The sequence below is a fragment of the Acidovorax sp. Root275 genome (assembly GCF_001428965.1).
In the GTDB taxonomy this organism is placed as follows: domain Bacteria; phylum Pseudomonadota; class Gammaproteobacteria; order Burkholderiales; family Burkholderiaceae_C; genus Acidovorax; species Acidovorax radicis.
Map to the genome: position 1 here is coordinate 809,398 of NZ_LMJH01000008.1, position 25,797 is coordinate 835,194.

The 25,797-nt window shown below is 63.4% G+C and carries 25 protein-coding genes; 6 read left to right on the forward strand and 19 right to left on the reverse strand.

The annotated features are described in order from the left end of the window. Positions 1-54 precede the first annotated feature (54 nt). From trpA to asd, 6 genes are all read right to left on the reverse strand, one after another. A complete protein-coding gene (gene trpA, locus ASE52_RS13780) occupies positions 55-864 on the reverse strand; it encodes a tryptophan synthase subunit alpha (RefSeq protein ID WP_057226817.1) in 810 nt (269 codons plus the stop codon). Further along, entirely contained in the window at positions 861-2,144 is a 1,284-nt protein-coding gene (trpB, locus tag ASE52_RS13785) for a tryptophan synthase subunit beta (RefSeq protein ID WP_057226819.1), read from the reverse strand. Before trpB ends, trpA begins: the two co-directional genes overlap by 4 nt. After that, positions 2,122-2,877 (reverse strand): phosphoribosylanthranilate isomerase, encoded by a 756-nt coding sequence (locus tag ASE52_RS13790; RefSeq protein ID WP_057226822.1) that lies wholly within the window; start codon positions 2,875-2,877, stop codon positions 2,122-2,124. The genes trpB and ASE52_RS13790 overlap by 23 nt, the downstream gene beginning before the upstream one ends. Then, positions 2,874-3,695 (reverse strand): tRNA pseudouridine(38-40) synthase TruA, encoded by an 822-nt coding sequence (truA, locus tag ASE52_RS13795; RefSeq protein WP_057226825.1) that lies wholly within the window; start codon positions 3,693-3,695, stop codon positions 2,874-2,876. Before truA ends, ASE52_RS13790 begins: the two co-directional genes overlap by 4 nt. 26 nt (positions 3,696-3,721) lie before the next feature. Beyond that, positions 3,722-6,376, reverse strand: a complete 2,655-nt coding sequence (locus ASE52_RS13800) for a FimV/HubP family polar landmark protein (protein WP_057227250.1) — start codon at positions 6,374-6,376, stop codon at positions 3,722-3,724. Positions 6,377-6,665: 289 nt separating this feature from the next. Beyond that, positions 6,666-7,796, reverse strand: a complete 1,131-nt coding sequence (asd, locus tag ASE52_RS13805) for an aspartate-semialdehyde dehydrogenase (RefSeq protein WP_057226827.1) — start codon at positions 7,794-7,796, stop codon at positions 6,666-6,668. Between the two features lie 380 nt (positions 7,797-8,176). Between asd and ASE52_RS13810 the strand changes: the two genes are divergently transcribed. Beyond that, the gene (locus ASE52_RS13810; protein WP_057226830.1) at positions 8,177-8,851 is read left to right on the forward strand and encodes a dihydrodipicolinate reductase C-terminal domain-containing protein; all 675 of its coding nucleotides are present in this window, start codon (positions 8,177-8,179) and stop codon (positions 8,849-8,851) included. Positions 8,852-8,924: 73 nt separating this feature from the next. On the opposite strand, the gene leuB is transcribed toward ASE52_RS13810, so the two are convergent. The 9 genes from leuB to grpE all read right to left on the reverse strand — a co-directional run bounded on the left by leuB (position 8,925) and on the right by grpE (position 18,770). Further along, positions 8,925-9,998, reverse strand: a complete 1,074-nt coding sequence (leuB, locus tag ASE52_RS13815; RefSeq protein WP_057226833.1) for a 3-isopropylmalate dehydrogenase — start codon at positions 9,996-9,998, stop codon at positions 8,925-8,927. 90 nt (positions 9,999-10,088) lie between these two features. Next, positions 10,089-10,739, reverse strand: a complete 651-nt coding sequence (gene leuD / locus ASE52_RS13820; RefSeq protein WP_057226836.1) for a 3-isopropylmalate dehydratase small subunit — start codon at positions 10,737-10,739, stop codon at positions 10,089-10,091. Positions 10,740-10,747: 8 nt separating this feature from the next. Further along, positions 10,748-10,873 carry an entericidin A/B family lipoprotein gene (locus ASE52_RS13825; RefSeq protein ID WP_010463809.1) on the reverse strand — a complete coding sequence of 42 codons (126 nt, stop codon included), beginning with the start codon at positions 10,871-10,873 and terminating at the stop codon, positions 10,748-10,750. Between the two features lie 12 nt (positions 10,874-10,885). Further along, entirely contained in the window at positions 10,886-12,307 is a 1,422-nt protein-coding gene (gene leuC / locus ASE52_RS13830) for a 3-isopropylmalate dehydratase large subunit (protein ID WP_010463811.1), read from the reverse strand. Between the two features lie 21 nt (positions 12,308-12,328). After that, a complete protein-coding gene (locus ASE52_RS13835) occupies positions 12,329-13,285 on the reverse strand; it encodes a LysR family transcriptional regulator (protein WP_057226838.1) in 957 nt (318 codons plus the stop codon). Positions 13,286-13,421: 136 nt separating this feature from the next. Next, positions 13,422-14,789 (reverse strand): MBL fold metallo-hydrolase, encoded by a 1,368-nt coding sequence (locus tag ASE52_RS13840; protein ID WP_057226841.1) that lies wholly within the window; start codon positions 14,787-14,789, stop codon positions 13,422-13,424. Positions 14,790-14,942: 153 nt separating this feature from the next. Then, complete coding sequence (dnaJ, locus tag ASE52_RS13845; RefSeq protein WP_010463817.1) at positions 14,943-16,088, reverse strand: molecular chaperone DnaJ; 1,146 nt, start codon at positions 16,086-16,088, stop codon at positions 14,943-14,945. Positions 16,089-16,174: 86 nt separating this feature from the next. Next, positions 16,175-18,124 (reverse strand): molecular chaperone DnaK, encoded by a 1,950-nt coding sequence (dnaK, locus tag ASE52_RS13850; protein WP_010463819.1) that lies wholly within the window; start codon positions 18,122-18,124, stop codon positions 16,175-16,177. Between the two features lie 94 nt (positions 18,125-18,218). Further along, positions 18,219-18,770 carry a nucleotide exchange factor GrpE gene (gene grpE, locus ASE52_RS13855; RefSeq protein ID WP_057226845.1) on the reverse strand — a complete coding sequence of 184 codons (552 nt, stop codon included), beginning with the start codon at positions 18,768-18,770 and terminating at the stop codon, positions 18,219-18,221. A gap of 305 nt (positions 18,771-19,075) precedes the next feature. Here grpE and rpsF point away from each other — a divergent pair, with 305 nt between their 5' ends. The 5 genes from rpsF (at position 19,076) to dnaB (ending at position 22,146) form a co-directional block, all read left to right on the forward strand. Then, positions 19,076-19,483 carry a 30S ribosomal protein S6 gene (rpsF, locus tag ASE52_RS13860; protein WP_029414072.1) on the forward strand — a complete coding sequence of 136 codons (408 nt, stop codon included), beginning with the start codon at positions 19,076-19,078 and terminating at the stop codon, positions 19,481-19,483. A gap of 14 nt (positions 19,484-19,497) precedes the next feature. Next, positions 19,498-19,788, forward strand: coding sequence for a primosomal replication protein N (priB, locus tag ASE52_RS25130; RefSeq protein WP_010463825.1), 291 nt, complete (start codon positions 19,498-19,500; stop codon positions 19,786-19,788). 17 nt (positions 19,789-19,805) lie between these two features. After that, positions 19,806-20,087, forward strand: coding sequence for a 30S ribosomal protein S18 (gene rpsR, locus ASE52_RS13865; protein WP_005795932.1), 282 nt, complete (start codon positions 19,806-19,808; stop codon positions 20,085-20,087). A gap of 12 nt (positions 20,088-20,099) precedes the next feature. Beyond that, positions 20,100-20,552 (forward strand): 50S ribosomal protein L9, encoded by a 453-nt coding sequence (rplI, locus tag ASE52_RS13870; RefSeq protein WP_010463838.1) that lies wholly within the window; start codon positions 20,100-20,102, stop codon positions 20,550-20,552. 178 nt (positions 20,553-20,730) lie between these two features. Continuing rightward, positions 20,731-22,146 (forward strand): replicative DNA helicase, encoded by a 1,416-nt coding sequence (gene dnaB / locus ASE52_RS13875; RefSeq protein ID WP_010463840.1) that lies wholly within the window; start codon positions 20,731-20,733, stop codon positions 22,144-22,146. A 127-nt stretch (positions 22,147-22,273) separates the two neighbouring features. Here the strand turns inward: dnaB and ASE52_RS13880 are convergent, their stop codons facing one another. From ASE52_RS13880 to ASE52_RS13895, 4 genes are all read right to left on the reverse strand, one after another. Then, positions 22,274-22,660 (reverse strand): hypothetical protein, encoded by a 387-nt coding sequence (locus tag ASE52_RS13880; RefSeq protein ID WP_057226849.1) that lies wholly within the window; start codon positions 22,658-22,660, stop codon positions 22,274-22,276. Position 22,661: 1 nt separating this feature from the next. Next, complete coding sequence (locus ASE52_RS13885) at positions 22,662-24,401, reverse strand: PhoH family protein (protein WP_057226852.1); 1,740 nt, start codon at positions 24,399-24,401, stop codon at positions 22,662-22,664. Between the two features lie 193 nt (positions 24,402-24,594). Then, complete coding sequence (locus ASE52_RS13890) at positions 24,595-25,080, reverse strand: peroxiredoxin (RefSeq protein WP_010463846.1); 486 nt, start codon at positions 25,078-25,080, stop codon at positions 24,595-24,597. 225 nt (positions 25,081-25,305) lie between these two features. Then, positions 25,306-25,677, reverse strand: a complete 372-nt coding sequence (locus tag ASE52_RS13895; protein ID WP_057226855.1) for an Mth938-like domain-containing protein — start codon at positions 25,675-25,677, stop codon at positions 25,306-25,308. Positions 25,678-25,797: the final 120 nt, after the last annotated feature.

The window sequence follows — 25,797 nt, forward strand, 5'->3', positions numbered from 1 at the left end:
CGCAGGCCTGGAGTGAAATGAGGGCGCACACCACAAGGTGCGCGCCGGGCAGCATTATGCGTCGAGTGCCTTGCGCACCCCGCGAAGAAAGTCCACCGTCAGGGGGACCACCTTGGCATGCTCCTGGTCTTCAATCAGCTGGATGATGCGGCTGCCGATGACCACGGCATCGGCCACCTTGCCAATCGCCTGGGCGGTGGCGGCGTCACGGATGCCAAAGCCCACGCCCACGGGGATCTGCACATGCTGGCGGATGCGGGGCAGCATCTGCTCCACGGCAGCCGTATCCAACGCGCCCGAGCCGGTCACGCCCTTGAGCGACACGTAGTACACATAGCCGCTGGCCACGCGGGCCACCTGGGCCATGCGCTCGTCCGTGCTGGTGGGGGCCAGCAGGAAGATCAGGTCCATGCCGTGCTCCCGCAAACTGGCGGCGAAGGCTTCGCACTCCTCGGGGGGGTAGTCCACGATGAGCACGCCGTCCACGCCCGCGGCTGCGGCGTCGCGCACAAAGGCGCCTGCGCCGTGCTTCTGGTCGTAGCGTTCCACGGGGTTGGCATAGCCCATCAGCACCACCGGCGTGGTGCTGTTGCGCTTGCGGAATTCGCGCACGTGGTCCAGCACCTGCACCATGCCAATGCCCAGGCTGAGGGCCTTTTCGCCCGCCTTCTGGATGACGGGGCCGTCGGCCATGGGGTCGGAAAAGGGCACGCCCAGCTCGATCACGTCGGCACCGGCCTCCACCATGCCGTGCATGAGGGCGGGGGTGATGTCGGCAAACGGGAAACCAGCGGTCACATAGGGAATCAGCGCCTTGCGGCCCTGGGCCTTGAGGGCGGAGAAAGTTGCTTCGATGCGGCTCATTTGACCACCTTGACGGGTTGCTCTGCGCCCTTGACGGACTGCCCCTGGCAACTGGGGCGACAGTAAAAGTCGGCACCACTGAGGTCGGCCACGGTGCCAATGTCCTTGTCGCCCCGGCCCGACAGGTTGACCAGGATCGACTGGTCTGCGCGCATGGTTTTGGCCAGCTTCATTGCGTAGGCCACGGCATGGCTGGATTCGAGTGCGGGGATGATGCCTTCGGTGCGGCACAGGTAGTGGAAGGCCTCCAGCGCCTCCTTGTCGGTGATGCCGACGTACTCGGCACGCCCGATTTCCTGCAACCAGGCGTGCTCCGGGCCCACGCCGGGGTAGTCCAGCCCCGCGCTGATGCTGTGGGTTTCGGTGATCTGGCCGTTGTCATCCTGCAGGATAAAGGTACGGTTGCCATGCAAGACGCCCGCGCTGCCCTTTTGCAGTGACGCCGAGTGTTTGCCCGACTCCAGCCCCTCGCCCGCCGCCTCCACGCCAATGAGGCGCGTCTTTTCAAACGGAATGTAGGGGTGGAAGATGCCCATGGCGTTGCTGCCGCCGCCTACGCAGGCGATCACGGCATCGGGCTGGCCGCCGATCACCTTTTGTTCAGCCAGCATCGCGGGCATCTGCTCGATGCATTCCTTGCCGATCACGCTCTGGAAGTCGCGCACCATCATCGGGTAGGGGTGCGGGCCTGCCACCGTGCCGATGATGTAGAAGGTGTTGTCCACATTGGCCACCCAGTCGCGCATGGCTTCGTTGAGCGCGTCTTTCAGCGTTTTGCTGCCAGATTCCACGGGTACCACCGTGGCACCCAGCAGCTTCATGCGGTACACGTTGGGGCTTTGGCGCTTCACGTCTTCAGCACCCATGTACACCACGCATTCGAGCCCATAGCGTGCGCAAATGGTGGCCGTTGCCACGCCGTGCTGGCCAGCGCCGGTTTCGGCGATCACGCGGGGCTTGCCCATGCGCTTGGCGAGCATGGCCTGGCCAATCACGTTGTTGATCTTGTGGGCGCCGGTGTGGTTCAGGTCCTCGCGCTTGAGGTAGATCTGCGCGCCACCCATTTCGCGGCTGGTGCGGGCTGCGTGGTAGACGGGAGAGGGGCGGCCCACGAAGTGCTTGAGTTCGTAGTGGAACTCGGCCAGAAACGCGGGTTCGTGCTGGTAGCGGGCGTAGGCCTCGCGCAGTTCCTGGATGGCGTGGGTCAGGGTTTCGCTGACGAAACTGCCGCCGTAAGGGCCGAAGTGGCCCGAGGGATCAGGTTGCTGATAGGAATTCATGGGGGTTCTTTGCAAGTTGTGCATCGGCCGCACGCACGGCGGCAACGAAGCGTTGGATCTTCATGGCGTCCTTGATGCCCTTGATGGGCTTTCCATCGGGCCCATCGGCCTCGACGCCGGAACTGACATCAACCGCCAGCGTGTGGCAACGCGGACGGACTTGCAAAATGCCATCGGTCACGTTTGCAGGCGTGAGTCCACCAGACAAAACGAGGTGAGAGCTGACGCTTGGTGGAAGGAGTGACCAATTGAATGCCTTGCCGCTGCCGCCAAAACCCTCGACATGGGCGTCGAGCAGGATGGCTTGGGCGTGAGAGTAATCGTGGGCGTATTTTACGAGGTCGAAGCTGGCTGCACCGTCGCCCAGGGGAATTCGTGCCGCTCGCAGGTAGGGCCGCGCGCCCTGGTGGGTGGCGTCCAGGCAATCCTGTGGGGATTCATCACCATGAAATTGGATGGTAGCGCCCGCTATCAAAGCGCTAGCAGCTATCACATTAGTAGCGGATTCGTTCACGAACAGCAAAACCGGGGTGACAAAAGCCGGCAGGCGCTTGGCCAGTTGTGCAGCGCGTTCGGGTGTCACGGCGCGGGGGCTGGGGGCGTAGAGCACAAATCCAACCGCATCCGCACCTGCCGCCACGGCGGCATCCACGTCCTGCTCGCGGGTCAGGCCGCAGATTTTGATGCGGGTGCGCGAAGCGGGGAGCGTGGGGGTGTACTTATCAGCATTCATGGCAACCAATCATACGCAGCCGTGCGTTGGGGCAGTCCCCAGCTGGCGTCATAGATTGGCCCTTGAAAGTACAGCCCATCCGGTGAAAACGTCGGCGCCGCGGCGTCGCGTGACTTGGCGGCTAGCACTTCGGTGATCCACCCAGGGGGCTGGTTGCCTTGGCCAATGGCAATCAGGCAGCCCATGATGTTGCGGATCATGTGGTGCAGGAAGGCGTTGGCCTCGAATTCGAAACGCCAGTAGCAGGGGCTCCAGCCCAGTTCCGGGTGGGGCGCGTTCAGGCCACGGCGGACAATATCGATGCGCTGCAGGGTCTTGATAGGAGATTTCGCTTGGCACGCCGACGCGCGGAATGAGGTGAAGTCATGTTCCCCCAGCAACTGGTCTGCAGCTTGCCGCATCGCATCGTGGTCCAGCGGGTGGTAAACCCAGCCCACACGTCCTGCATCCACACTGGGACGCACGGGCGATTGCAGCAGCACGTACGCGTAGCGCCGCGCTACGGCGCTCGCACGGGCGTGAAAATCATGCGGCACGGGCTGCGCCCATTGCACGGCGATATCGGCAGGAAGAAAGGTGTTGGTACCACGGACCCACGACGAGGGCGGGCGTTGGAGTGGCGTGTCGAAGTGCACCACCTGCATCAGTCCGTGCACCCCTGCGTCCGTGCGACCCGCACACAAGGTGCTGACAGGGTGCGTGGCAAAGCGGCCCAGGGCCGCTTCGAGTTTGTCTTGAACCGTATTGCCAGACAGCTGGCTTTGCCAGCCGCTGTAGGTCTGTCCGTTGTAGCTGACACCCAGCGCCACCCGCGTCATGGGGTGGCCTGGGGGAAGGGGCTGCATTAGCCCAGTTCAGCCAGCATGCGCTGGGCCCGGGTCTTGAGTGCCCCGCTGGACTCTGCCACCACCTCTTCAATCAGTGTGCGTGCGCCGTCGGTATCGCCAATGGCGTTGAACTCTTCAGCCAGTGCCAGCTTGGTGGCCAGTGGATCATCCTGCGCTGCCGCCGAGCCATCGTCAACAAACTCTGGTGCTGGAGCCGGTGCCTTGGCGGCAGGGGCAGCCATGGGCTTGGATGGTGCGTTCAGATCGAGTGACAGTTCGCCCAGGTCAAATTCCATAGGGCCGGAATCCTTGGCATCGCCTGCCAGGGGTATGGGGCCAGAGGGTGCCATGCTCAGATCGTCTGCGCTCGGGAAGTCCAGGTTGGCCACGGGCGGAGGGGCCATGACCGGGCCGGGCGCAGTATCTTGACCGCCCCAGGCAGGGGCCGTTGCAGATGGCAGCTCTGGCAAATCAAACTCGGGCCGCAGTGTTTGCGGTTCGTCTGCATCGGTGGCGCGGCGGACTCCACCTGCAGCCGCAGCAGCGGCGGCCGCAGCGGCAAATCCGCCTGGAGGCGCTGGTGCCACTGAGGGAGCGTCGGTCAGTGCGTCGTCGGGCAGATCCAGGTCGAGGTCCAGATCAAGATCCGGGGGGAGTGCCGCCGAGGCTGCGGCGTTGCCTGCACCTGTGAAGGTGCTTGGGAAACCCCCTGGGGGCAGCGATGGGGATTCATCCTCGGCCATGCCGGGGCGGCCACCAGGCTGGTACAGCCGGTTATCAGGGTCCAGATCGCGGCCCAGTTCAGCAATGCGGTTCCAGTCCGGCCCTTCGCCCTGTGTCAGCTTGAACACATCTCCCGCCACGGCTTCCAGCGCCTTGCGGTCCTGGCGCTTGGCATAAATTTCGCCAAGCTTTACATGGACGGATACACGGGCTGGGTTGTGGCGGATGGCTTCCTTCAGGATTTCCTCGGCCTGCAGGTCACGGCCGTAAGCCAAGTACACATCGGCTTCTGCCACCGGGTCCACATCGCCGCCCGCATCCAGCTGGCTGGGCGAGTAGGCCATGGACGAGCCGGTTGTCATTTCGCTGTTGGCGGTATCGACACGCTGTCCACCGCTGGCACCGAAGAACGAGTCGGGCTGGATGCGGCTTTCCAGGAACGAGCTGTCTACACCGCCGCTCTGGCGGCGACGCTGAACGACGCGGTACGCGCCGTACCCAAGCAACAGGGCCAGCAGGCCGCCACCAGCAAGGGGAAGTATCGGGTCGTCCATGAGGCCGGACAGGAAGCTCGGCTCTTCCACGGGGGCTGGAGCCGGTGCAGGCACTCGCACAGGGGCTGCGGGAGCCGACGCTACAGGAGCCGGTGTAGAGGCGGGTTCGGAAGCTGCTTCTGCGGGAACGGCGGCATCTGCTACCGGAGCGCTGGCTGCGGTCACCGGGGCGGATGCCGGGGTTTCCGGCATGGCGGGTGCCGTGGGCGTGGCGGGGACAGCAGGGGCCTGCACGGCCACACCGGCAGGGGCGCTGGCGCTACCGGCCGCCGCAGGCGCGGCACTGCCAGCGGTCGCAGATGCCGCGCCCAGCTTGTTCAGGTCCGTGATGTTCTTGGACAGTTCCGCCATCCGCGTGGCCGCTTCGCCGGCTTGCTTGTCCTTGGCGAGTTGATCCTCGGCCGCTTTCTGGCCTTTGACAGAGCCTTTGGACAGCGTGAGCTTGTCGGGCGCGGTCGTCGCAGGCTTCTTGTCCTCTACTCGGGTCTGCACCGTGCCCGACGCGGAGCGCTCGGCGGCAGCCACGGCGGTGGTGGGGGCTGCGCCTGCCAGCTTGCGGCGGAACTCGTTGAAGTCCCGGGCCTGGGCGGCAAGAATCTGGCGAGCTTCTGGAGCTGGTGTCGCCTGCGCGGTGGCTTCGTCGGGCATCTGTAGCACTGCGCCAGCCTTGAGGCGGTTGACATTGCCCTGAATGAAGGCATCGGGGTTCGCTCGCATCATGGCGACCAGCATCTGATCGAGAGAGACGCTGGCTGGGCGATAGGTGTTCGCAAGGCGGCCTGCCGTGTCACCAGCCTGCACCTTCACGCCGTCAGTGGGCGTGGCGCGGGGGGCTGCTGCCGGGCGTGGCGCTGGCTGGGTAGCAGGGGCTGCCGCAGCGGGAGATTCGCTGGCGCGCGGGGCGGCCGGGGCGCGCACTGCAGGCGTCTGCTGTGCCGCAGGTGCTGAGATCTGGGGGGACGCCGTCACACTCGGCGCAGCGCGGCGCAGTGCTGGCGGGTCAAACAGCATCGTGTAGCTGCGCACGATACGGCCCGAGCCCCAGTTGGCATCCAGCACCAGGTCCAGGAAGGGATCGTTCACCGGACGATCACTCGTCAGGCGCAGCACGGCGCTGCCATCGGGGCGCCGCTGTAGCTGGATCCGCAGGTTGTTGATCGTTGGCGTGTATTCCATTCCCTGGGCACGGAAAACTTCCGGGGTGGCCGTGGTGGCGCGCAGGGTGTCGGCTTCGGCCGGAGTGATCTGGGGCAAGTCGATTTCGGCGCGCAGAGGCTCACCCAGGGCAGACTGCACGGTGATGCGACCCAGCGCCAGAGCGGAGGCATCGCCAGCGTAAAAGCCGACCGACGCTACGGCCGCAGCCGCCAGGACAGAAAATTTCCAACGATGCATGTTTGCCATCAACTGATTAGGTTTTTGTGCGGCTCGGTCGAGCGGTGCTTTTTTTCTCATGGTCTGGTCCCGCCCCGGCGCGTGAAAATATGTAAAAAGCACCATAGCATCAATGTTTTGCACTGACAAGCTGAGGTGGCTCCGAAGCTTTGTGTGGGGTCGAGTCGCACCAATTTGGGGCATTCAAATGTTGCCAATTGCCAACGTGGCGTAACGGAGTGTGTCATGGTGCTGGGCGCAAAAAAGCGCGCACAACGGGGGCTGTGCGCGCTTTTTGGAGGATGCCGGCTTAAGCGTCGAGCAAGATGCGCAGCATGCGGCGCAGAGGCTCGGCAGCCCCCCAGAGCAGTTGGTCACCAATGGTGAAGGCGCCTACATATTCGGGGCCCATGGCCAGCTTGCGGATGCGGCCCACGGGGATGGTCATGGTGCCGGTCACAGCCACGGGCGTCAGATCCTTGATGGTGGCTTCACGGGTGTTCGGCACTACCTTGACCCACTCGTTGTCGGCGGCAATCATGGCTTCCAGGTCAGCCAGGGGCACGTCCTTCTTCAGCTTGAAGGTCAATGCCTGGCTGTGGCAGCGCATGGCGCCCACGCGCACGCAGAAGCCGTCCACCGGCACGGCAGGGGCGCTGAAGCCCTCGCCCTGGCCGAGAATCTTGTTGGTTTCCGCCATGCCCTTCCACTCTTCCTTGGACATGCCATTGCCCAGGTCCTTGTCGATCCAGGGAATCAGGCTGCCGCCCAGCGGCACGCCGAAGTTGGTGGTTTCAGCGCTGGTCAGGGCACGCTGCTTGGCGATGACCTTGCGGTCGATTTCGAGGATGGCGCTCTTGGGGTCATCGAGCAGGGACTTCACTTCGGCGTTCAGCGTGCCGTACTGCGTGAGCAGTTCGCGCATGTGCTGCGCGCCGCCACCCGAGGCTGCCTGGTAGGTCTGGGTGCTCATCCATTCCACGAGACCTGCCTTGTACAGAGCGCCCACGCCCATCAGCATGCAGCTCACGGTGCAATTGCCACCGATCCAGTTCTTGCCGCCGTTGGCCAGGGCATTCTTGATGACCGGCATGTTGACGGGATCAAGAATGATCACGGCGTCCTTGTCCATGCGCAGGGTGGATGCGGCGTCGATCCAGTGGCCATTCCAGCCCGCTGCGCGCAGCTTGGGGAACACTTCGGAGGTGTAGTCGCCGCCCTGGGCGGTGATGATGATGTCGCAGCGCTTGAGGGCCTCGATGTTGAACGCGTCCTGCAGCGCAGTCTCGTTCTTCGCTTGGGCAGGGGCCTTGCCGCCTGCATTCGAGGTGGAGAAGAACACGGGTTCGATCAGATCGAAGTCCTTCTCTTGTTCCATGCGGTCCATCAGGACCGAGCCAACCATGCCGCGCCAGCCGACCAACCCTACCAACTTGCTCATTTCAACGCCCTTTCTAAGTAAGAAACAGTGCCAGACCGGACTGCTCGCCTGGCTCGTCTGGCCAGGGAGGGCGCACGACGAACCAGGCTGAGTCAGCCCTTAATGGTCGTGGTTTTGGTGATGGTTGCGCGCGCAGCGACACCGGCCAGGGCGGCGGGTGCAATGTTCAGGGCGAACGTGTGGGCGGCAAACATAGGCGGGGATTGTAGCGGATGTAGGCTTTCGGCTCTGTGCTGTTGCTCCAACAGCGTCTCTGTGGAGCGACCGGCGGGATAGACGGTAGAAAAAGCCAATGACTTCGTGGGGAGCCTCCGCTTGGGGTCTGCATCGCACTACAGTCCTGCCTATCGTTTTGTCTGTGATTCATCGAGAGTAGAAAAATGCAAGTCATCGTTGTGGGGTCCGGCAAGCTGGCCAGGGAGCTTCTGGGCGCGCTGCCCTCTGGGGACGCGGGCGAGGTTGTGCCCTGGGCCGCCGAGGGGCTGCCTGCAGAAAAATCGGTGGTGGTGCACGCTGGCTCGGGCCGGGAGCTGCAAGCCGTGAGCGCGTTCTGCGCATCCACGCAAGCTCCGCTGGTGGAGCTGTCCACGGGGTCAGCGTTGGAGCACACTGCCGTGGGTTTTCCGGTCATCCTGTGTCCGAACACCAACCTCCTCATGCTCAAGTTCATGGCCATGCTGGAGCGCAGCGGGCATCTGTTTCGCGGCTACCGCATCGGGCTTACCGAATCCCACCAGGCGCAGAAGTCCTCCGTGCCGGGCACGGCGGTCAGCATGGCGCAGGCGCTGGGCCTCACTCCGGCTGAAATCCGGTCCGTGCGCGATCCGGAGGTTCAACGGGGCGAGTTGCAAATCCCCCAAGAGCATCTTGCCCGCCACGCGTACCACCAGGTGTTGATGGAGGATGGCGCTTGCAGCGTGAAGCTGGAAACCCGTGTCTATGGTGATGCGCCGTATGCGGTGGGTGTGGCCCACATTGTGGCGGCCGTCCGCGAGCGGCCGCTGGAGAGCCGGCGCTACTCCATCATGGAGTTCATCGACAACGCCTGGCTGTAGGTGGTACGCGGGCTCGACAACGAAAAAAGCGCCGGAAGACCGGCGCTTTTTCGTGACCGCTGAGCGGTTGGGTTCAGGCGGCCAGCGCCTTGACCACTGCATCCCCCATCTGCGCCGTGCCCACCTTGGTGGTGCCTTCGCTGTAGATGTCGGGGGTGCGCAGGCCCTGGGCCAGCACCTTCTGCACGGCGGCTTCGATGCGCTGGGCGGCGGCTTCCTGGTTCAGCGAGAAGCGCAGCATCATCGCGGCAGAGAGGATGGTGGCCAGCGGATTGGCGACGCCCTTGCCGGCGATGTCCGGCGCGCTGCCGTGGCTGGGCTCGTACAGGCCCTGGTTGCTGCTGTTCAGGCTGGCCGAGGGCAGCATGCCGATGGAGCCCGTCAGCATCGAGGCTTCGTCCGACAGGATGTCGCCAAACATGTTGCCCGTGACCACCACGTCAAACGCCTTGGGCGCCTTGACCAATTGCATGGCGGCATTGTCCACGTACATGTGCTGCAGTTCGACGTCAGGATATTCCTTGTGCACGTCGGTGACCACGTCCTTCCAGAACTGGAAGGTTTCGAGCACGTTGGCCTTGTCCACGCTGGTGACCTTCTTGTTGCGCTTGCGCGCGGCCTGGAAGGCGACGTGGGCGATGCGTTCGATCTCGGGGCGGCTGTAGCGCATGGTGTCGAAGGCCTCCTCGGCACCGGGGAAGTGGCCATCGGTGGCCACGCGGCGGCCGCGCGGCTGGCCGAAGTAGATGTCGCCCGTCAACTCGCGGATGATGAGGATATCCAGGCCCGCGATCAGCTCGGGCTTGAGGCTCGATGCGTCCACCAGTTGCTCGTAGCAGATGGCGGGGCGGAAGTTGGCGAACAGGCCCAGGTTCTTGCGCAGGCCCAGGATGGCCTGCTCGGGGCGCAGGGGGCGGTCGAGCGTGTCGTACTTCCAGTCGCCCACGGCGCCGAACAAAATGGCGTCGGATTCCTTGGCGAGCTTGAGGGTCGACTCGGGCAGCGGATGACCATGGGCGTCATACGCCACGCCGCCGACCAGGGCGGATTCCATCTCGAACGGGAGTTCCAACGCTTCCAGAACCTTGACGGCCTCGGAGACGATTTCGGTGCCAATGCCGTCACCCGGCAGAACTGCGATTTTCATTGAATTTGCTTTGTTTTTGATAGCTAATAGCGCTTATGGATAAAGCGCTAGAGGCCAATTTGACTGATATTTCTGGATGCCTTAACCGTCTTAGGACACCATGGTGTGCGCCAGCCAGGGCTTGGTGGCCAAGCGCTGGGCCTCAAAGGTCTTGATCTTGTCGGACTGGCGCAGGGTCAGGCCGATGTCGTCAAAGCCGTTGAGCAGGCAGTACTTGCGGAAGGCCTGCACCTCGAACGGAATCTCTTGGCCCTGCGGACGCACGATGACCTGGCGCTCCAGGTCGATGGTGAGTTGGTAGCCGGGGAAGGCCAGCACTTCGTCAAACAGCTGGGCCACGGTGGCCTCGGGCAGCACGATGGGCAACAGGCCGTTCTTGAAGCAGTTGTTGAAGAAAATGTCGGCAAAGCTCGGCGCGATCACCGCGCGAAAGCCGTACTGGTCCAGCGCCCAGGGCGCGTGTTCGCGGCTGGAGCCACAGCCGAAGTTCTTGCGCGCCAGCAGCACGGAGGCGCCTGCGTAGCGCGGCTGGTTCAGCACAAAGTCGGGGTTGGGCTTGCGGCTGGCGGGGTCTTGGCCGGGTTCGCCGTGGTCCAGGTAACGCCACTCGTCAAACAGGTTCACGCCAAAGCCGGTCTTCTTGATCGACTTGAGGAATTGCTTGGGGATGATCGCGTCGGTATCGACGTTCTCGCGGTCCATCGGGGCCACAAGGCCCTTGAGCAAGGTGAATTTCTGCATGACGTTCTTTATTTTGCGGCGCGTTCAAGGGCGCCACCGGCGCGCTGTACGTCCTGGCCCACGCCCTTGACGGTGTTGCAGCCGGCCAGCACGAAGGTGATGGCGAGCACGATGAGGGTTGCGGTCTTTTTCATGACAGGGCTCCTTCAGGCAAATTGACGAATGTCCACAAAGTGGCCGTGCACGGCAGCGGCTGCTGCCATGGCGGGGCTCACCAGATGGGTCCGGCCACCAGCGCCCTGGCGGCCTTCGAAGTTGCGGTTGCTGGTGCTGGCGCAGCGCTCGCCGGGCTCCAGGCGGTCGGCATTCATGGCCAGGCACATGGAGCAGCCGGGTTCGCGCCACTCAAAGCCCGCGGCCACAAAAATCTTGTCCAGGCCTTCGCGCTCGGCCTGTTCCTTGACCAGGCCCGAGCCGGGCACCACCATGGCCAGCTTGACATTGCTGGCCACCTTGCGGCCCAGGTTCTTCACCACGGCGGCGGCTTCACGCATGTCTTCGATGCGGCTGTTGGTGCAACTGCCGATGAACACCTTGTCGATGGTGATGTCGTTGATGGCCTTGCCGGGCGTGAGGCCCATGTAGGTCAAGGCGCGCTCGATGGCGCCGCGCTTGTTGGCGTCCTTTTCCTTGTCTGGGTCGGGCACGCGGGCGTCGATGCCCAGCACCATTTCGGGCGAGGTGCCCCAGGTCACTTGTGGCTGGATGTCGGCTGCGTCGAGCTTGACGACGGTGTCAAACTTCGCATCGGCATCCGAATGCAAGGTCTTCCAGTACGCCACGGCCTGGTCCCATTCCACGCCCGTGGGCGACAGGGGACGGCCCTTGACGTATTCAATGGTCTTGTCGTCCACAGCCACCAGACCCGCGCGAGCACCACCTTCGATGGCCATGTTGCACACGGTCATGCGGCCTTCCATGCTCATGGCGCGGAAGACGGAGCCTGCAAATTCAATGGTGTAGCCCGTGCCACCGGCCGTGCCGATCTTGCCGATGATGGCCAGCACCACGTCCTTGGGGGTCACGCCTTTGGCCAGCGTGCCGTCCACCTGTACCAGCATGTTCTTGGCCTTCTTGGCCAGCAGGGTTTGCGTGGCCATCACGTGCTCGACCTCGCTGGTGCCGATGCCGTGCGCCAGCGCGCCAAACGCGCCGTGCGTGCTGGTGTGGCTGTCGCCGCAGACCACCGTCATGCCGGGCAGGGTGGCGCCGTTTTCGGGGCCAATCACATGCACGATGCCCTGGCGTTTGTGCATGAACGGGAAGAATGCCGCAGGCGAGATCTGCGCCATGTTGTCGTTCAGCGTGGTGATCTGTTCCTTGCTGATCGGGTCGGTGATGCCGTCGTAGCCGTTTTCCCAGCCCGTGGTGGGTGTGTTGTGGTCGGCGGTGGCCACGATGGAACTCATGCGCCAGACCTTGCGGCCCGCCTCGCGCAGCCCTTCAAAGGCCTGGGGGCTGGTCACCTCGTGCACCAGATGGCGGTCGATGTAGAGGATGGATGTGCCGTCCTCTTCGGTGTGGACGACATGCTCGTCCCAGATCTTGTCGTACAGGGTGCGTCCCATGGCGTGGCTTTCTTTCTGCTTTCAGGTGGGTGATTGGATTTTAGTGCCGGGGTCTTGGCGTGGTGAGAGGTGTTCCACCAGCAAACGCGCCGTGACGGGCAGTGCGTCAAAGTCGCGGGCTACCACGCGCAGCTCGCGGTGGGCCCAGGCGTCTGTCAATGGGACGGCTTGCAGGTTGCCCACGCCGCGCATCAGCGCAAACGCCCGGTCGGGCAGCAGGCCCACGCCCAGGCCGTTGTCGATCATGCGGCACATGGCGTCAAGCCCCGTGACTTGGATGCGCTGGCGCAGCGGGCGCCCGGCGGCAGCTGCTGCGGCGCGCATGGCCAGGCTGATGCTGCTGTTGGCGTGCAGGCCCACGATGTCCCAGTCCAGCACTTCTTCAAAATTGATAGCTGCCAGCGCAGACAGGTCATGCGCCAGGGGCACAACGAGCACCAGATTGTCGGCGCGGTAAGGGCGGCTTTGCAGTTCCAGGACACCGTTGCCACTGGCCATGCCGATGTTGCAGATGCCCAGGTCTGCAGCGCCCTCCTGCACGGCATGCAGCACGTCGCTGGAGAGGTGCTCCTGCAGGTCGATCTTGATCTGGCTGTGCTCGCGCGCAAAGGCGCCCAGGTCTTCGGGCAGAAACTGGAAGATGGCCGAGATGTTGGCGTGCATGCGCACATGGCCGCGCACACCGTCGGCGTATTCGCTGAGCTCGCCCTGCATGCGCTCCAGGCCAAACAGCACGGTGCGCGCGTGGTGCAGCAGGCTCTCGCCTGCGGGTGTGAGCGTGACGCCCCGGCTGTGGCGGTAGAGCAGGGCGGTGTCCACGGCCGTTTCCAGGTCCGACAGGCGTTTGCTGACAGCCGATGCGGCAATGAACTCGCGCTCGGCCGCGCGGCCAATGCTGCCGAGCTCGCACACCGCCACAAACAGTTGCAGCGAGGTCAGGTCGATACGGCGCGCAAAACTGCGCTCGGAGCTTTTCATGGGGCTTTATCTTCTCGAAATGAGAAGGTTGTCTATTTTCTCTGCATTATGGGTACTTTGCCATCGCGATACACGATGGTTGGGATGCCCGTCCGCGCGTGAGCAGGCCCTCTGAAGCCCAGAACGCTGCCGTGGCTTAGGCAGTGCAGGTGCTGCCGTGCTCTGGCACGGCGGCGCGCCAGCGCAGCTCATGCTCAATGCGCTGGCGCAGCAGATCGGATGCACCCATTTCGCCATGCACCACATACACCTGGTCGGGCGCGTGGCCCATGCTGCGCAGCCAGGCGATGAGCTGGTTGCCGTCGGCGTGGGCCGACGCGGAGGACAGCCGCACCACCTCGGCGCGCACAGCCACGTCCTGGCCATGGATGCGGATGCTCTTTTCGCCCTGGGCCAGGCGCGCGCCGCGTGTGCCCGGCGCCTGGTGGCCGGTCAGGATGATCATGTTGCGGTGGTCGCCCGCGTGCAGCGCCAGGTGGTGCAGCACGCGGCCCCCGGTGGCCATGCCACTGGCCGACAGGATGACCATGGGGCCATGCAGCTTGGCCAGCCCCTTGGATTGCTCGGGCGTCTGGACCATGGTGGCGCCATGCTCCAGTGCCTGTACTTCGCGGCCGCTCAGGCGGTGTTCCTGCATATGGTGCTGGAATAGCCCCGTGGTGCTGACCGCCATGGGGCTGTCCAGAAACACCTTGAGGGAAGCGGGCACCACACCCTGCGCCTTGAGCAGGCCAATCGCGTGCAGCACCACCTGGGCACGCCCCACGGCGAACACGGGCACCACCGCTATGCCCCCGCGTGCGGCCAGGCGCTGCAGGGCGGGACCCAGTTCGTCGAGCAGGCCTTCGGGAGGGTGTTCGCGGTCGCCGTAGGTGGACTCGATGAGCACCGTGTCAGCCTGGGGCGGCGCGTCGGGCGGGTTCATGAGCAGGTCATCGGGCCGCCCCAGGTCGCCGGAGAACAGGATGCGCCGCCCTCCGACTTCCAGCAGCACACTGGCCGCGCCGAGGATGTGGCCAGCGGGCGAGAAAGTCATGCGCCAACCGGGCAGGGGCTCGAACGCTTTGTGGAACGCATGGATCTGGAACTGTTGGAGGCAGTGCAGTGCATCGAGCCGGGTGTACAGCGGCAGGGCGGGGCTGTGGCTGCTGAGCTGGTGCCGGTTGAGAAAGGCCGCGTCTTCCTCCTGCAGGTGCCCACTGTCGGGCAGCAGGATGGTGCACAGGTCGCGCGTGCCCGGCGTGCAGTGGATGGCGTGGGTGTAGCCATCGCGCGCCAGCAGGGGCAGGTAGCCGCTGTGGTCCAGGTGCGCATGGGTCAGCACCACCGCGTCGATCTGGTGCGGCGTGACGGGCAGGGGCTGCCAGTTGCGCAGGCGCAGCTGCTTGTAGCCCTGGAACAGGCCGCAGTCGACCAGCAGGCTTTTGCCGTTGTGCCGAACCAGGTATTTGGAGCCTGTGACGGTCCCGGAGCCACCCAGAAAGGTGATGTTGACATTGTTCATGGACCGCAGCTCCCGCTTCGTCGCCGATGGATTTTCATCGTACTGCGGAGGCTGCGCCAGCGGGGGTTGACTGCGATTTTCTTGCCTTGCATCAAGAAAAAACCGCCGGGGCCGAAAGGCCGCAGGCGGTTTTTTTGGGGGGCAGGCTGGTGATCAGCTGAAGAAGTTCTTCAAGCGGTCCGTCCAGCTTTCGCCGCTGGGCGAATGGCGGCCGCCACCCTTCTTGAGCGAATCCTCCAGCTCGCGCAGCAGCTTGCGCTGGTGCTCGGTGAGCTTCACGGGGGTCTCTACGGCGATGTGGCAGTACAGGTCGCCCGGGTAGCTGGCGCGCACACCCTTGATGCCCTTGCCGCGCAGGCGGAACTGCTTGCCGGCCTGGGTGCCTTCCGGAATGTCGATGGCCGCCTTGCCCGCCAAGGTGGGCACCTCGATCTCGCCGCCCAAAGCCGCCGTGATGAAACTCACGGGTACCTGGCAGTGCAGGTCGTCGCCGTCGCGCTCGAAGATGTCGTGTTTCTTCAGGCGGATTTCGATGTACAGGTCGCCGGGCGGGCCACCGTTGGTGCCAGGTTCGCCGTTGCCGGTGCTGCGAATGCGCATGCCGTCGTCGATGCCCGCAGGGATCTTCACTTCCAGCGTCTTTTGCTTCTTGAGCTTGCCCTGGCCATGGCAGCTGGTGCAGGGCTCGGGAATGATCTTGCCCGTGCCACGGCAGTGCGGGCAGGTTTGCTGCACGCTGAAGAAGCCCTGGCGCATCTGCACCGTGCCCGCGCCCTGGCAGGTGCCGCAGGTCTTGGCGCTGGTGCCGGGCTTGGCGCCGCTGCCGTGGCAGGTGTCGCAGCTCTCCCACGACGGGATGCGAATCTGCGCATCCTTGCCGCGTGCGGCCTCTTCCAGGGTGATCTCCATGGCGTAGCTCAGGTCGCTGCCGCGGTAGACCTGGCGGCCGCCCGCGCCCCGCCCACGCCCGCCCTGCTGGCCGAACATGTCGCCGAAGATGTCGCCAAAAGCCTCGGCAAAACCGCCAAAGCCCTCTGCACCCGGGCCTCCCGGGCCGCGCATGTTGGGGTCGACCCCGGCGTGGCCGTACTGGTCGTAGGCCGCACGTTTTTGTGGGTCGGAGAGCATCTCGTAGGCCTCCTTGGCCTCCTTGAATTTCTCTTCGGCAGGCTTGGCCGCATCCCCCTGATTGCGGTCAGGGTGGTGCTTCATCGCCAGCTTGCGATAGGCCTTCTTGATTTCTTCGTCCGAGGCGTTCTTGGGAACACCCAGGATTTCGTAAAAGTCTCTTTTGGACATGGTCTTTCTGAGCCCGGTTGGAACAGGAACGCCGCGCAAGCACCGTCAACGGCACCGCGCGGCGGCTGGGGTCAACGGGAGCGTGCTCAGCCCTTCTTGACTTCCTTGACTTCGGCATCGACGACGTTGTCGTCGTCTGCAGGCTTGGCCGAAGATGCGGAGGCCGAAGCACCGGCATCAGCACCACCGGCAGCCTGAGCGGCTTGCGCCGCTTGGGAGTCGGCGTACATCTTTTCGCCCAGCTTCTGGCTGGCGGCCATCAGCGCGGTCGTCTTCTCGTCGATCGCGGCCTTGTCTTCGCCCTTCAGGACTTCTTCCAGGGCCTTCACGGCTGCGGTGATCGCATCCTTCTCGCCGGCATCCAGCTTGTCGCCGTGTTCGGCCAGGCTCTTGTTCACGCTGTGCACGGCGGCTTCACCCTGGTTGCGGGCTTGCACCAGCTCCAGCTTCTTCTTGTCGTCGGCAGCGTTGAGCTCGGCGTCCTTCACCATTTGCTGGATCTCTTCTTCCGACAGGCCGGAGTTGGCCTTGATGGTGATCTTGTTTTCCTTGCCCGTGCCCTTGTCCTTGGCGCCCACATGCAAGATGCCGTTGGCGTCGATGTCGAACGACACTTCGATCTGTGGAACACCGCGCGCTGCGGGTGGAATGCCTTCGAGGTTGAACTCGCCCAGCAGCTTGTTGCCCGCCGCCATTTCACGCTCACCCTGGTAGACCTTGATGGTCACGGCAGGCTGGTTGTCGTCGGCCGTCGAGTAGGTCTGCGCGAACTTGGTTGGGATGGTGGTGTTCTTCTGGATCATCTTGGTCATCACGCCACCCAGGGTTTCGATACCCAGAGACAGCGGTGTCACGTCCAGCAGCAGCACGTCCTTGCGGTCGCCCGACAGCACCTGGCCTTGAATGGCAGCGCCCACGGCCACGGCTTCATCGGGGTTCACGTCCTTGCGGGGGTCTTTGCCAAAGAACTCCTTGACCTTCTCTTGCACCTTGGGCATGCGCGTCATGCCGCCGACCAGGATCACGTCATGGATGTCGGACACCGACACGCCTGCGTCCTTGATGGCCATGCGGCAAGGAGCGATGGTGCGCTCGATCAGCTCTTCCACCAATTGCTCCAGCTTGGCGCGGGTCAGCTTGATGTTCAGATGCTTGGGGCCCGAAGCATCGGCGGTCACGTAAGGCAGGTTGATGTCGGTCGAGGCCGAGTTCGACAGCTCGATCTTGGCCTTCTCGGCGGCTTCCTTCAGGCGCTGCAGGGCCAGAACGTCGTTCTTGAGGTTGACGCCCGATTCCTTCTTGAACTCTTCGATGATGAAGTCGATGATGCGCTGGTCGAAGTCTTCGCCGCCCAGGAAGGTGTCGCCGTTGGTCGACAGCACTTCGAACTGCTTTTCGCCGTCCACGTCCGCGATTTCGATGATGGACACGTCGAACGTGCCGCCACCCAGGTCATACACGGCGATCTTGCGGTCGCCCTTTTCCTGCTTGTCCAGGCCGAAGGCCAGGGCAGCCGCAGTGGGCTCATTGATGATGCGCTTGACGTCCAGGCCTGCAATGCGGCCGGCGTCCTTGGTGGCCTGGCGCTGGGCGTCGTTGAAGTACGCGGGCACCGTGATGACGGCTTCCGTCACGGGCTCGCCCAGGTAGTCCTCGGCCGTCTTCTTCATCTTGCGCAGGATGTCGGCAGACACCTGCTGTGCCGACAGCTTGTTGCCGCGCACTTCGATCCAGGCGTCGCCGTTGTCGGCGGCCACGATCTTGTAGGGCATCAGGTCGATGTCCTTTTGCACTTCTTTTTCGGTGAACTTGCGGCCGATCAGGCGCTTGACTGCGTACAGCGTGTTCTTGGGGTTGGTCACCGCCTGGCGCTTGGCCGAGGCGCCGACGAGGATCTCGCCGTCTTCCTGGTAGGCCACGATGGAAGGCGTGGTGCGCGCGCCTTCGCTGTTCTCGATCACGCGCGTCGTGTTGCCTTCCATGATGGAGACGCAGCTGTTGGTCGTGCCCAGGTCAATGCCGATGATTCTTCCCATGATTTTTCTCCGAATGCTTGAATGGTTTGGATGGCTAGTAACTTGTGGATAACTTGTGGCGGTTCAAGTCATCCGTGCTGATTTATTTGAAGATTTACTTCGGGGCTGTCACGGTGACAAGTGCCGGGCGCAGCACGCGGTCAGCGATCACATAGCCCTTTTGCAGCACGGCCACCACGGTGTTGGCTTCCTGGTCGGCAGGCACCACGCTGATGGCCTGGTGCTGGTGGGGATCGAACTTGGCGCCCGACTCGGGGTTGATGGCCAGCACCTTGTTGCGCTCCAGTGCCGAAGTCAGTTGGCGCAGGGTGGCGTCGGCGCCTTCGCGCAACTGCTGGGGCGTGGCTTCCTTGATGGCCAGGGCGGCATCCAGGCTGTCGGCCACGGGCAGCAGGCTCTCGGCAAAACTCTCGATGCCGAACTTGCGGGCCTTGGAGACTTCGTCTTCGGCCCGGCGCCGGGCATTCTCGGTCTCGGCCTTGGCGCGCAGGAACTGGTCGGCCAGATCGGCGCTTTTGGCCTTGAGCTCGGCCAGCTCGCCCTGCAGGCGTGCCAGCTCGTCCGAGGCGTGGGCTGCCATGGCGGCTTCGACTTCTTCGGGGGCGGGAGCATTCTGAGGGGCTGTGGTTTGGCTGTTATCTGACATGTCTTGGTCTGAAGGTAAATGAACAGTACGCGCGAGAGTTGGGGCCGTGCCACCACAAATCAAGGTCTGCGCCAGGGGTATGTCCTTTCGGCCCCCGCGTACAGCGCGCTTTGTTGTATGGCATGTCGGCCCAGCCCCTGGTTTTGCAAGAGGCCAGGCGTTTGTCAGGCGCCTATTTGTACGCCCTCGCGGGGACTTGGGCGGACCTGAGTGTACAAGCGGCAGAGGTCGGGCTATAATCGCAGGCTTTCCCTTGCCACACCACTTCAAGACGCAGTGGGTGGTCTTACCCAAAAGGAGTATGCATGCGTCATTACGAAATCATTTTGTTGATCCATCCGGATCAAAGCGAACAAGTTCCAGCCATGCTGGAGCGCTACAAGGGCATGATCACCGCTGGCGGTGGCAAGGTGCACCGTGTGGAAGACTGGGGCCGCCGTCAACTGGCGTACCTGATCAACAAGCTGGCCAAGGCCCACTACCTGTGCGTGAACATCGAAGCCGACCAGGCCGTGATGGCTGAACTGGAGCATGCCTTCAAGTTCAACGACGCCGTGTTGCGCCACCTGACGGTTCAAAAGAAGAAGGCCGATGCAGGTCCTTCTTCGATGATGAAGACCGTCGAGCGTGAAGAAGCCCGCAAGGCCAGCCAAGCTGAATACGCAGCTGCTGGCGGTGAGCGTGGCGAGCGCCCAGATCGCGCCGAGCGCTGATCCAGCCCGTTGGAGTGGAGAACCGCGTAGTCTTGACCGCTTGTATCGCAGAGGCTGAACCCCTGCGTTACACACCCGCCGGACTGCCTGCCCTTACGCTGCGACTCGAACACGAGTCCTGGCAAACCGAGGCAGGCCACCCCCGCGAAGTCAAGGCCGCCATGAAAGCCGTTGCCTTTGGTGCAATGGCTGAGCGTCTGGCAAGGCAGAACATCGGAAGTCTCTGGACTTTCAGTGGATTTCTGGCCACCCCACGCAATGGCAAGACCGCAGTGCTTCACATCCAGGATATTCAACAAAATTAATTTTCAAGGGGTCCGCAATGGCCACGTTCAAGAAGTTCAACAAAGACAAGCGCCCAAAGCGCAACACCCAGTCCCTGCTGTTCAAGCGCAAGCGCTTTTGCCGCTTCACGGTGACCGGTGTTGAAGAAATCGACTACAAGGATGTCGACACGCTGCGCGATTTCATCGCCGAAAACGGCAAGATCATCCCCGCACGCCTGACCGGCACGCGCGCCATCTTCCAGCGTCAGCTGAACACCGCCATCAAGCGCGCTCGCTTCCTGGCCCTGGTGCCTTACAGCGACCAGCACAAGATCTAAGGAGCACAACCCATGCAAATCATCCTGCTCGACAAGGTTGTGAACCTCGGCAACCTCGGTGAAATCGTCAAGGTCAAAGACGGCTACGCCCGCAACTTCCTGATCCCCGCTGGCCGCGCCCGTCGCGCCACGGAAGCTGCCAAGGCAGAGTTCGAAGCCAAGCGTGCTGAACTCGAAAAGGCCGCAGCTGCCAAACTGGCAGAAGCCCAAGCCCAAGGTGAAAAGCTGGCAGGCACCACCGTCAAGCTGACACAAAAGGCTGGCGTGGATGGCCGTCTGTTTGGTTCCGTGACCAACCACGACATCGCTGAAGAGCTGAACAAGCAAGGCTACAAGGTTGCCAAGGCCCAGATCCGCCTGCCCAACGGCCCGATCAAGGTCGTGAGCGAAAGCACCGTGAACGTTGCTCTGCACACCGATGTGGTGGTGGAAGTGACCGTGTCGGTCTACGGCGAAACCGCCTGATACACCCCGGTGTTTCATCAGAAGCCGCCCTCGGGCGGCTTTTGTCTTTTGTTCGCGCCATTTTTACATGATTGCCCACCGGTAATCCACGGATTACCCACAGGCTTGTCCCCCGGCCGTTGCTCTGATGTGGCAAGTGCCGGGAATGTATTTCGTCAGGCTCTGTCCGGAGAAACCCATGTCTGCTGTCTTTCCCCCGTTGGATGACCAAGGCTTCGCGCCCCCTCCCGACCGCGAAATCGCCCAGTTGCGCGTGCCGCCGCACTCCATTGAGGCGGAGTCCAGTGTGTTGGGAGGGCTGCTGCTGGACAACAACGCCTGGGACCGCGTGGGTGACCTGCTGGTGGAGAGCCACTTCTACCGGCACGAGCATCAGATGGTCTATTCGGCCATCGGTGCGCTCATCAATGCCAGCAAGCCGGCCGACGTCATCACGGTGTTCGAGCACCTGCAGAACCAGGGCAAGGCGCAGGAAATGGGGGGGCTGGCCTACCTGAACAACCTGGCGCAGTACGTGCCGAGCGCGAGCAACATCCGCCGCTACGCGGAAATCGTTCGCGAGCGCGCCATCCTGCGCAAGCTGGTCACGGCCAGCGATGAAATCTCCACCAACGCGTTCAACCCGCAGGGCAAGACGGTGGAGCGCATCCTGGACGAGGCCGAGGCCAAGATCTTCGCCATCGGCGAAGAAGGCTCGCGCACCAAGCAGGGCTTCCAGTCGCTCGACACCCTGGTGATCGACCTGCTCGACCGGGTGCAGGAGATGGCGGACAACCCGGTGGACGTGACTGGCGTGCCCACCGGCTTTGCCGACCTGGACCGCATGACGTCCGGCCTGCAGGCGGGTGACATGGTGGTGCTGGCAGCCCGCCCATCCATGGGCAAGACCTCGTTCGCGGTGAACATCGCCGAACACGTGGCGCTCAATGAAGGCCTGCCGGTCGCTATCTTCTCGATGGAAATGGGCGCCGCCCAGTTGGCCGTGCGTATCGTCGGCTCCATCGGCCGCGTGAACCAGGGCAACCTTCGCACCGGCAAGCTCACGGACGACGAGTGGCCGCGCCTGACGGAAGCGATTGAAAAGCTGCGCACGGTCTCGCTCCACATCGACGAGACGCCTGGCCTGACGCCGGGTGAGCTGCGTGCCAATGCCCGCCGTCTGGCGCGCCAGTGCGGCAAGCTGGGCCTGATCGTGGTGGATTATTTGCAACTCATGAGCGGCTCGGGTTCCTCCAGTTCGGACAACCGCGCCACCGAGCTGGGCGAGATCTCCCGGGGTTTGAAGATGCTGGCCAAAGAGCTGCAGTGCCCGGTGATCGCGCTGTCGCAGCTCAACCGCTCGGTGGAGCAGCGCACCGACAAGCGTCCCATGATGTCCGACCTGCGCGAATCGGGCGCCATTGAGCAGGATGCCGACATCATCATGTTCATCTACCGCGACGACTACTACAACAAGGACTCGAAGGAGCCCAACGTCGCGGAGGTCATCATCGGCAAGCAGCGGAACGGGCCCACTGGCACTGTGAAGCTGTTCTTCCAGAAGAACCAGACGCGTTTCGAGAACCTGGCGATGGGCTCGGGCGACGATTTCTAATGAAAATAGCTGCTGGCGCTTATCCTGTAAGCGCTAGCAGCTATTGAATTTATAGCATTTTCGCAGTGCCCGGGTGAAGGTGCCGTGCAACGCCTGTGTATTCGCCTTTGTTGTGTGCTGGTGGCCCTTACTGTCGCAGCGCCCACACCATCAAACCTATACAGCCCGCCGCCAGAACACCCACGGCCACCATGAGCTGTCGATGGCGCTGGCGCAGCACTTCCACGGCCTGCACCACCTGGGCGTTCTGTTCGGCCAGGGACTGGATCAGCGCCGCGGACTCCTGCTGTTCCTGCTCCAGCCGCGCGACACGGTCGCGCAGATGCTGCAGATGCAGGGTGACCGGAATGGCGGGCTCGCTGCCGGCACCTTCGAGTGCATCTGCAGCCGCCTCGGCATTTCCTTTTTGGGTGGTGCCCAGCAGCTTTCTGGCCGCTTGGAGGATCTGGGGCGTCGCCTCGATGACGTCGCCCCAGGGCACCAGTTTCAGTGCTGCAACCCAGCCCACCGCCAACTCAAAGCACCTCGCTGGCGAAATCTGCCAGGCGTGAGCGTTCACCCCGCGCCAGCGTGATGTGCCCACTGTGCGGCCAGCCCTTGAAGCGGTCCACTGCAAAGGTCAGACCCGACGAGCCTTCGGTCAAGTAGGGGGTGTCGATCTGTGCCAGGTTGCCCATGCAGATGATCTTGGTGCCGGGGCCGGCCCGCGTGATCAGCGTCTTCATCTGCTTGGGCGTCAGGTTCTGTGCCTCGTCGATGATCACGTACTTGTTCAGGAAGGTGCGCCCGCGCATGAAGTTCATGCTCTTGATCTTGATGCGGCTGCGGATGAGTTCGTTGGTGGCAGCCCGGCCCCATTCGCCCGCATTGCCGCCATCGCCCTTGGCAAGGAACTCCAGGTTGTCGTCCAGCGCGCCCATCCAGGGGCCCATCTTTTCTTCCTCGGTGCCGGGCAGGAAACCGATGTCCTCGCCCACGCTCACCGTGGCGCGGGTCATGATGATCTCGGTATAGCGGCGGTCGTCCAGCACCTGGGTCAGGCCTGCGGCCAGGGCCAACAGGGTCTTGCCGGTGCCGGCCGTGCCGGTCAGCGTCACGAAGTCGATCTCGGGGTCCATGAGCAGGTTCATGGCGTAGTTCTGCTCGCGGTTGCGCGTGGTCACGCCCCACACGGCGTTCTTGGCCGAGCCGTAGTCCTTGAGCGTCTGCAGCACCGCTGTCTTTTCGCGGATTTCGCTCACGCGCGCAAACAGGCTGGGCTCACCGGGGGCCTCGAAGTACACGAACTGGTTGATCATCAGCTGCGGCACGATGGGCCCGCCGATGCGGTAGTACGTGTGGGCGCCACTTTGCCAGCTCTCCACATTCTTGCCGCTCTTGGCCCAGAAATCGGGGGGCAGTGCCAGCACGCCAGCATAGAGCAGGTCGCCGTCTTCCAGCGTCTTGTCGTTCTGGTAGTCCTCGGCGTTCAGGCCCAGGGCACGCGCCTTGACGCGCATGTTGATGTCCTTGGACACCAGCACCACTTCGCGCGGCGCATGCAGCTTGCGCAATGCCTCCACCACGCCCAGGATCTGGTTGTCGGCCTTGCCCGGTGGCAGGCTGGTGGGCAGACTGTAGTCCAGCGGCACGGTCTGGAAGAACAGGTGGCCGCCAGCGGCGCGCTGGCCTGTGGAATCGAGCTTGAGGCCGTGGGCGATGTCGGCGCCGTGCACGCCAGCCAGGGCGTCCAGGGTGCGGCTGGTCTGGCGGCCGTTGCGGGCGACCTCGGTCATGCCCTTCTTGTGTCCATCCAGTTCCTCCAGCACGATCATCGGCAGGAAGATGTCGTGTTCTTCAAAGCGGAACAGGCTGGTGGGGTCGTGCAACAGCACGTTGGTGTCCAGCACAAAAAGCTTGGTTGGGCCTTGCGGGGCGGACTTTCTGCCACGCGTGGTGGAGGGTGCGGCAGCGTTTGCCATCGTGGGTGCGGCACCGGTGGTGCGCGCCTTCCGTGTCGTGGTCGTACGGGTTGCGGGCTCCGGCGCGCGGGCGCGGGTCTCGACCTGGACGAGCGGTGCAGTGGCCGGTGTGGCGGTCGCTGATGCCACGCTGTCGGCCTTGCGTCCCGGGCGGGCTGCGGGTGTTGCGCGCGCGGCGGGCGCCACCACGGGCTCGTTGGCAGAGGTCTGTGACACCCGAGGGCGGGCCGTGACTTCAAAGGCTTCTGGCGCGAGGAGTGCAGCGCGCCGGCTGGGGGCGGGGGGCAGGGGCATGGTGGCAGGGCCTCGGTCGGTAAAAGAAATGAAATAGGGGGTCAGAAAGCAAAAAGCCGCCTGGAGGCCAAGGCGGCTTTTTGGGGAGGGACAAACGTCGCGATAACCAGGGGCATAAATCCATTATGCCTACTCCCGATGTCTTGCCTGGGCAAAACAAGTGGGGTGTCGCGTCAATGCCCCAATGTGCAGATCAGGCGGCCTTTTTCAGGGCCTTGATGGATTTGACGGCTTTCAGGACTTCATCCACATGGCCGGGGACCTTGAGGCCACGCCACTCCTGGACCAGAAGGCCATCGGGGCCAATCAGGAAGGTGCTGCGCTCGATGCCCTTGACCTTCTTGCCGTACATGATCTTGTTCTTGACCACGCCGAACATGTGGCACATTTTTTCTTCGGTGTCCGCGATGAGTTCAAAGGGCAGCTCCAGCTTCTCCTTGAAATCGTCGTGCGACTTCATGTTGTCGCGGGACACGCCGAACACGGCGGCGCCCGCCTTCACAAAGTCCTTGTACTTGTCGCGAAACTGCATGGCCTCCGTGGTGCAGCCAGGCGTGTTGTCCTTGGGATAGAAGTAGAGAACCAGAATTTGGCCAAGGTGGGAGGTATTGGAGACCTTGAGTCCACCGGTAGCGTTGGCTTCAAATTCAGGGAGGGGTTTGTTGACAACGATCGCCATATCACTTCAATCTCTCAGGATGTAGTCGTTGATAAGCCGGGGGAGCTAGTGTGTTATTGCTCTTGGTGGTGCCCCCGACCGCAACCGGTGATTTTACCCCGAAATCGCCCCTCGGCCAAATGTAAGACAGTGTGTCCGGCCCGGAGCGCCGGGCATCTAGGCAAAGCGCTGCATAGGTGTCGGCGCCGAAGCTGGGGCCTGAATGGCAGGCTGCAGACCTGCCATTCAGGTTTCCAGGATCAATGCCGCCACCACGTTTCGCCCTTCGCTGGCGAGAATGTTGTAGGTGCGGCAGGCGGCCGGGGTATCCATGGTCTCCAGCCCCAGTCGGCGGGCGATGAGTGGGGCCAGCCAGGCCGGCGGCGGAAACCGGTTGCGTGTGCCACTGCCAAAAATGATCAGCTCTGTCTCCAGGTCGGCCAATTGCGCGAAGTGTTCGGGGGTCAGGTCTTCAAAACGTGTGCAGGGCCAGGCTTCGCGCAGGCCATTCGAGCCGATGATGACGCTGTGCGTGATCCTCTCGGCATCCACGCCGATCCAGCCTGGGCCGTAACCGCTGATGGTTTGTGCGTTCGAGCGGTCGGGCTGGAATTTCATGGATGTTGGCGTGGGTTGCAGGCGGTGGCACTGCGGGTGGGCCGGGGCGCAGGGCCCGGGGGCGCTTGTGATCTGTGGTCAAATTATAGGTTTCGCCAAGGTGCCAGCCGCTCTGGCCGC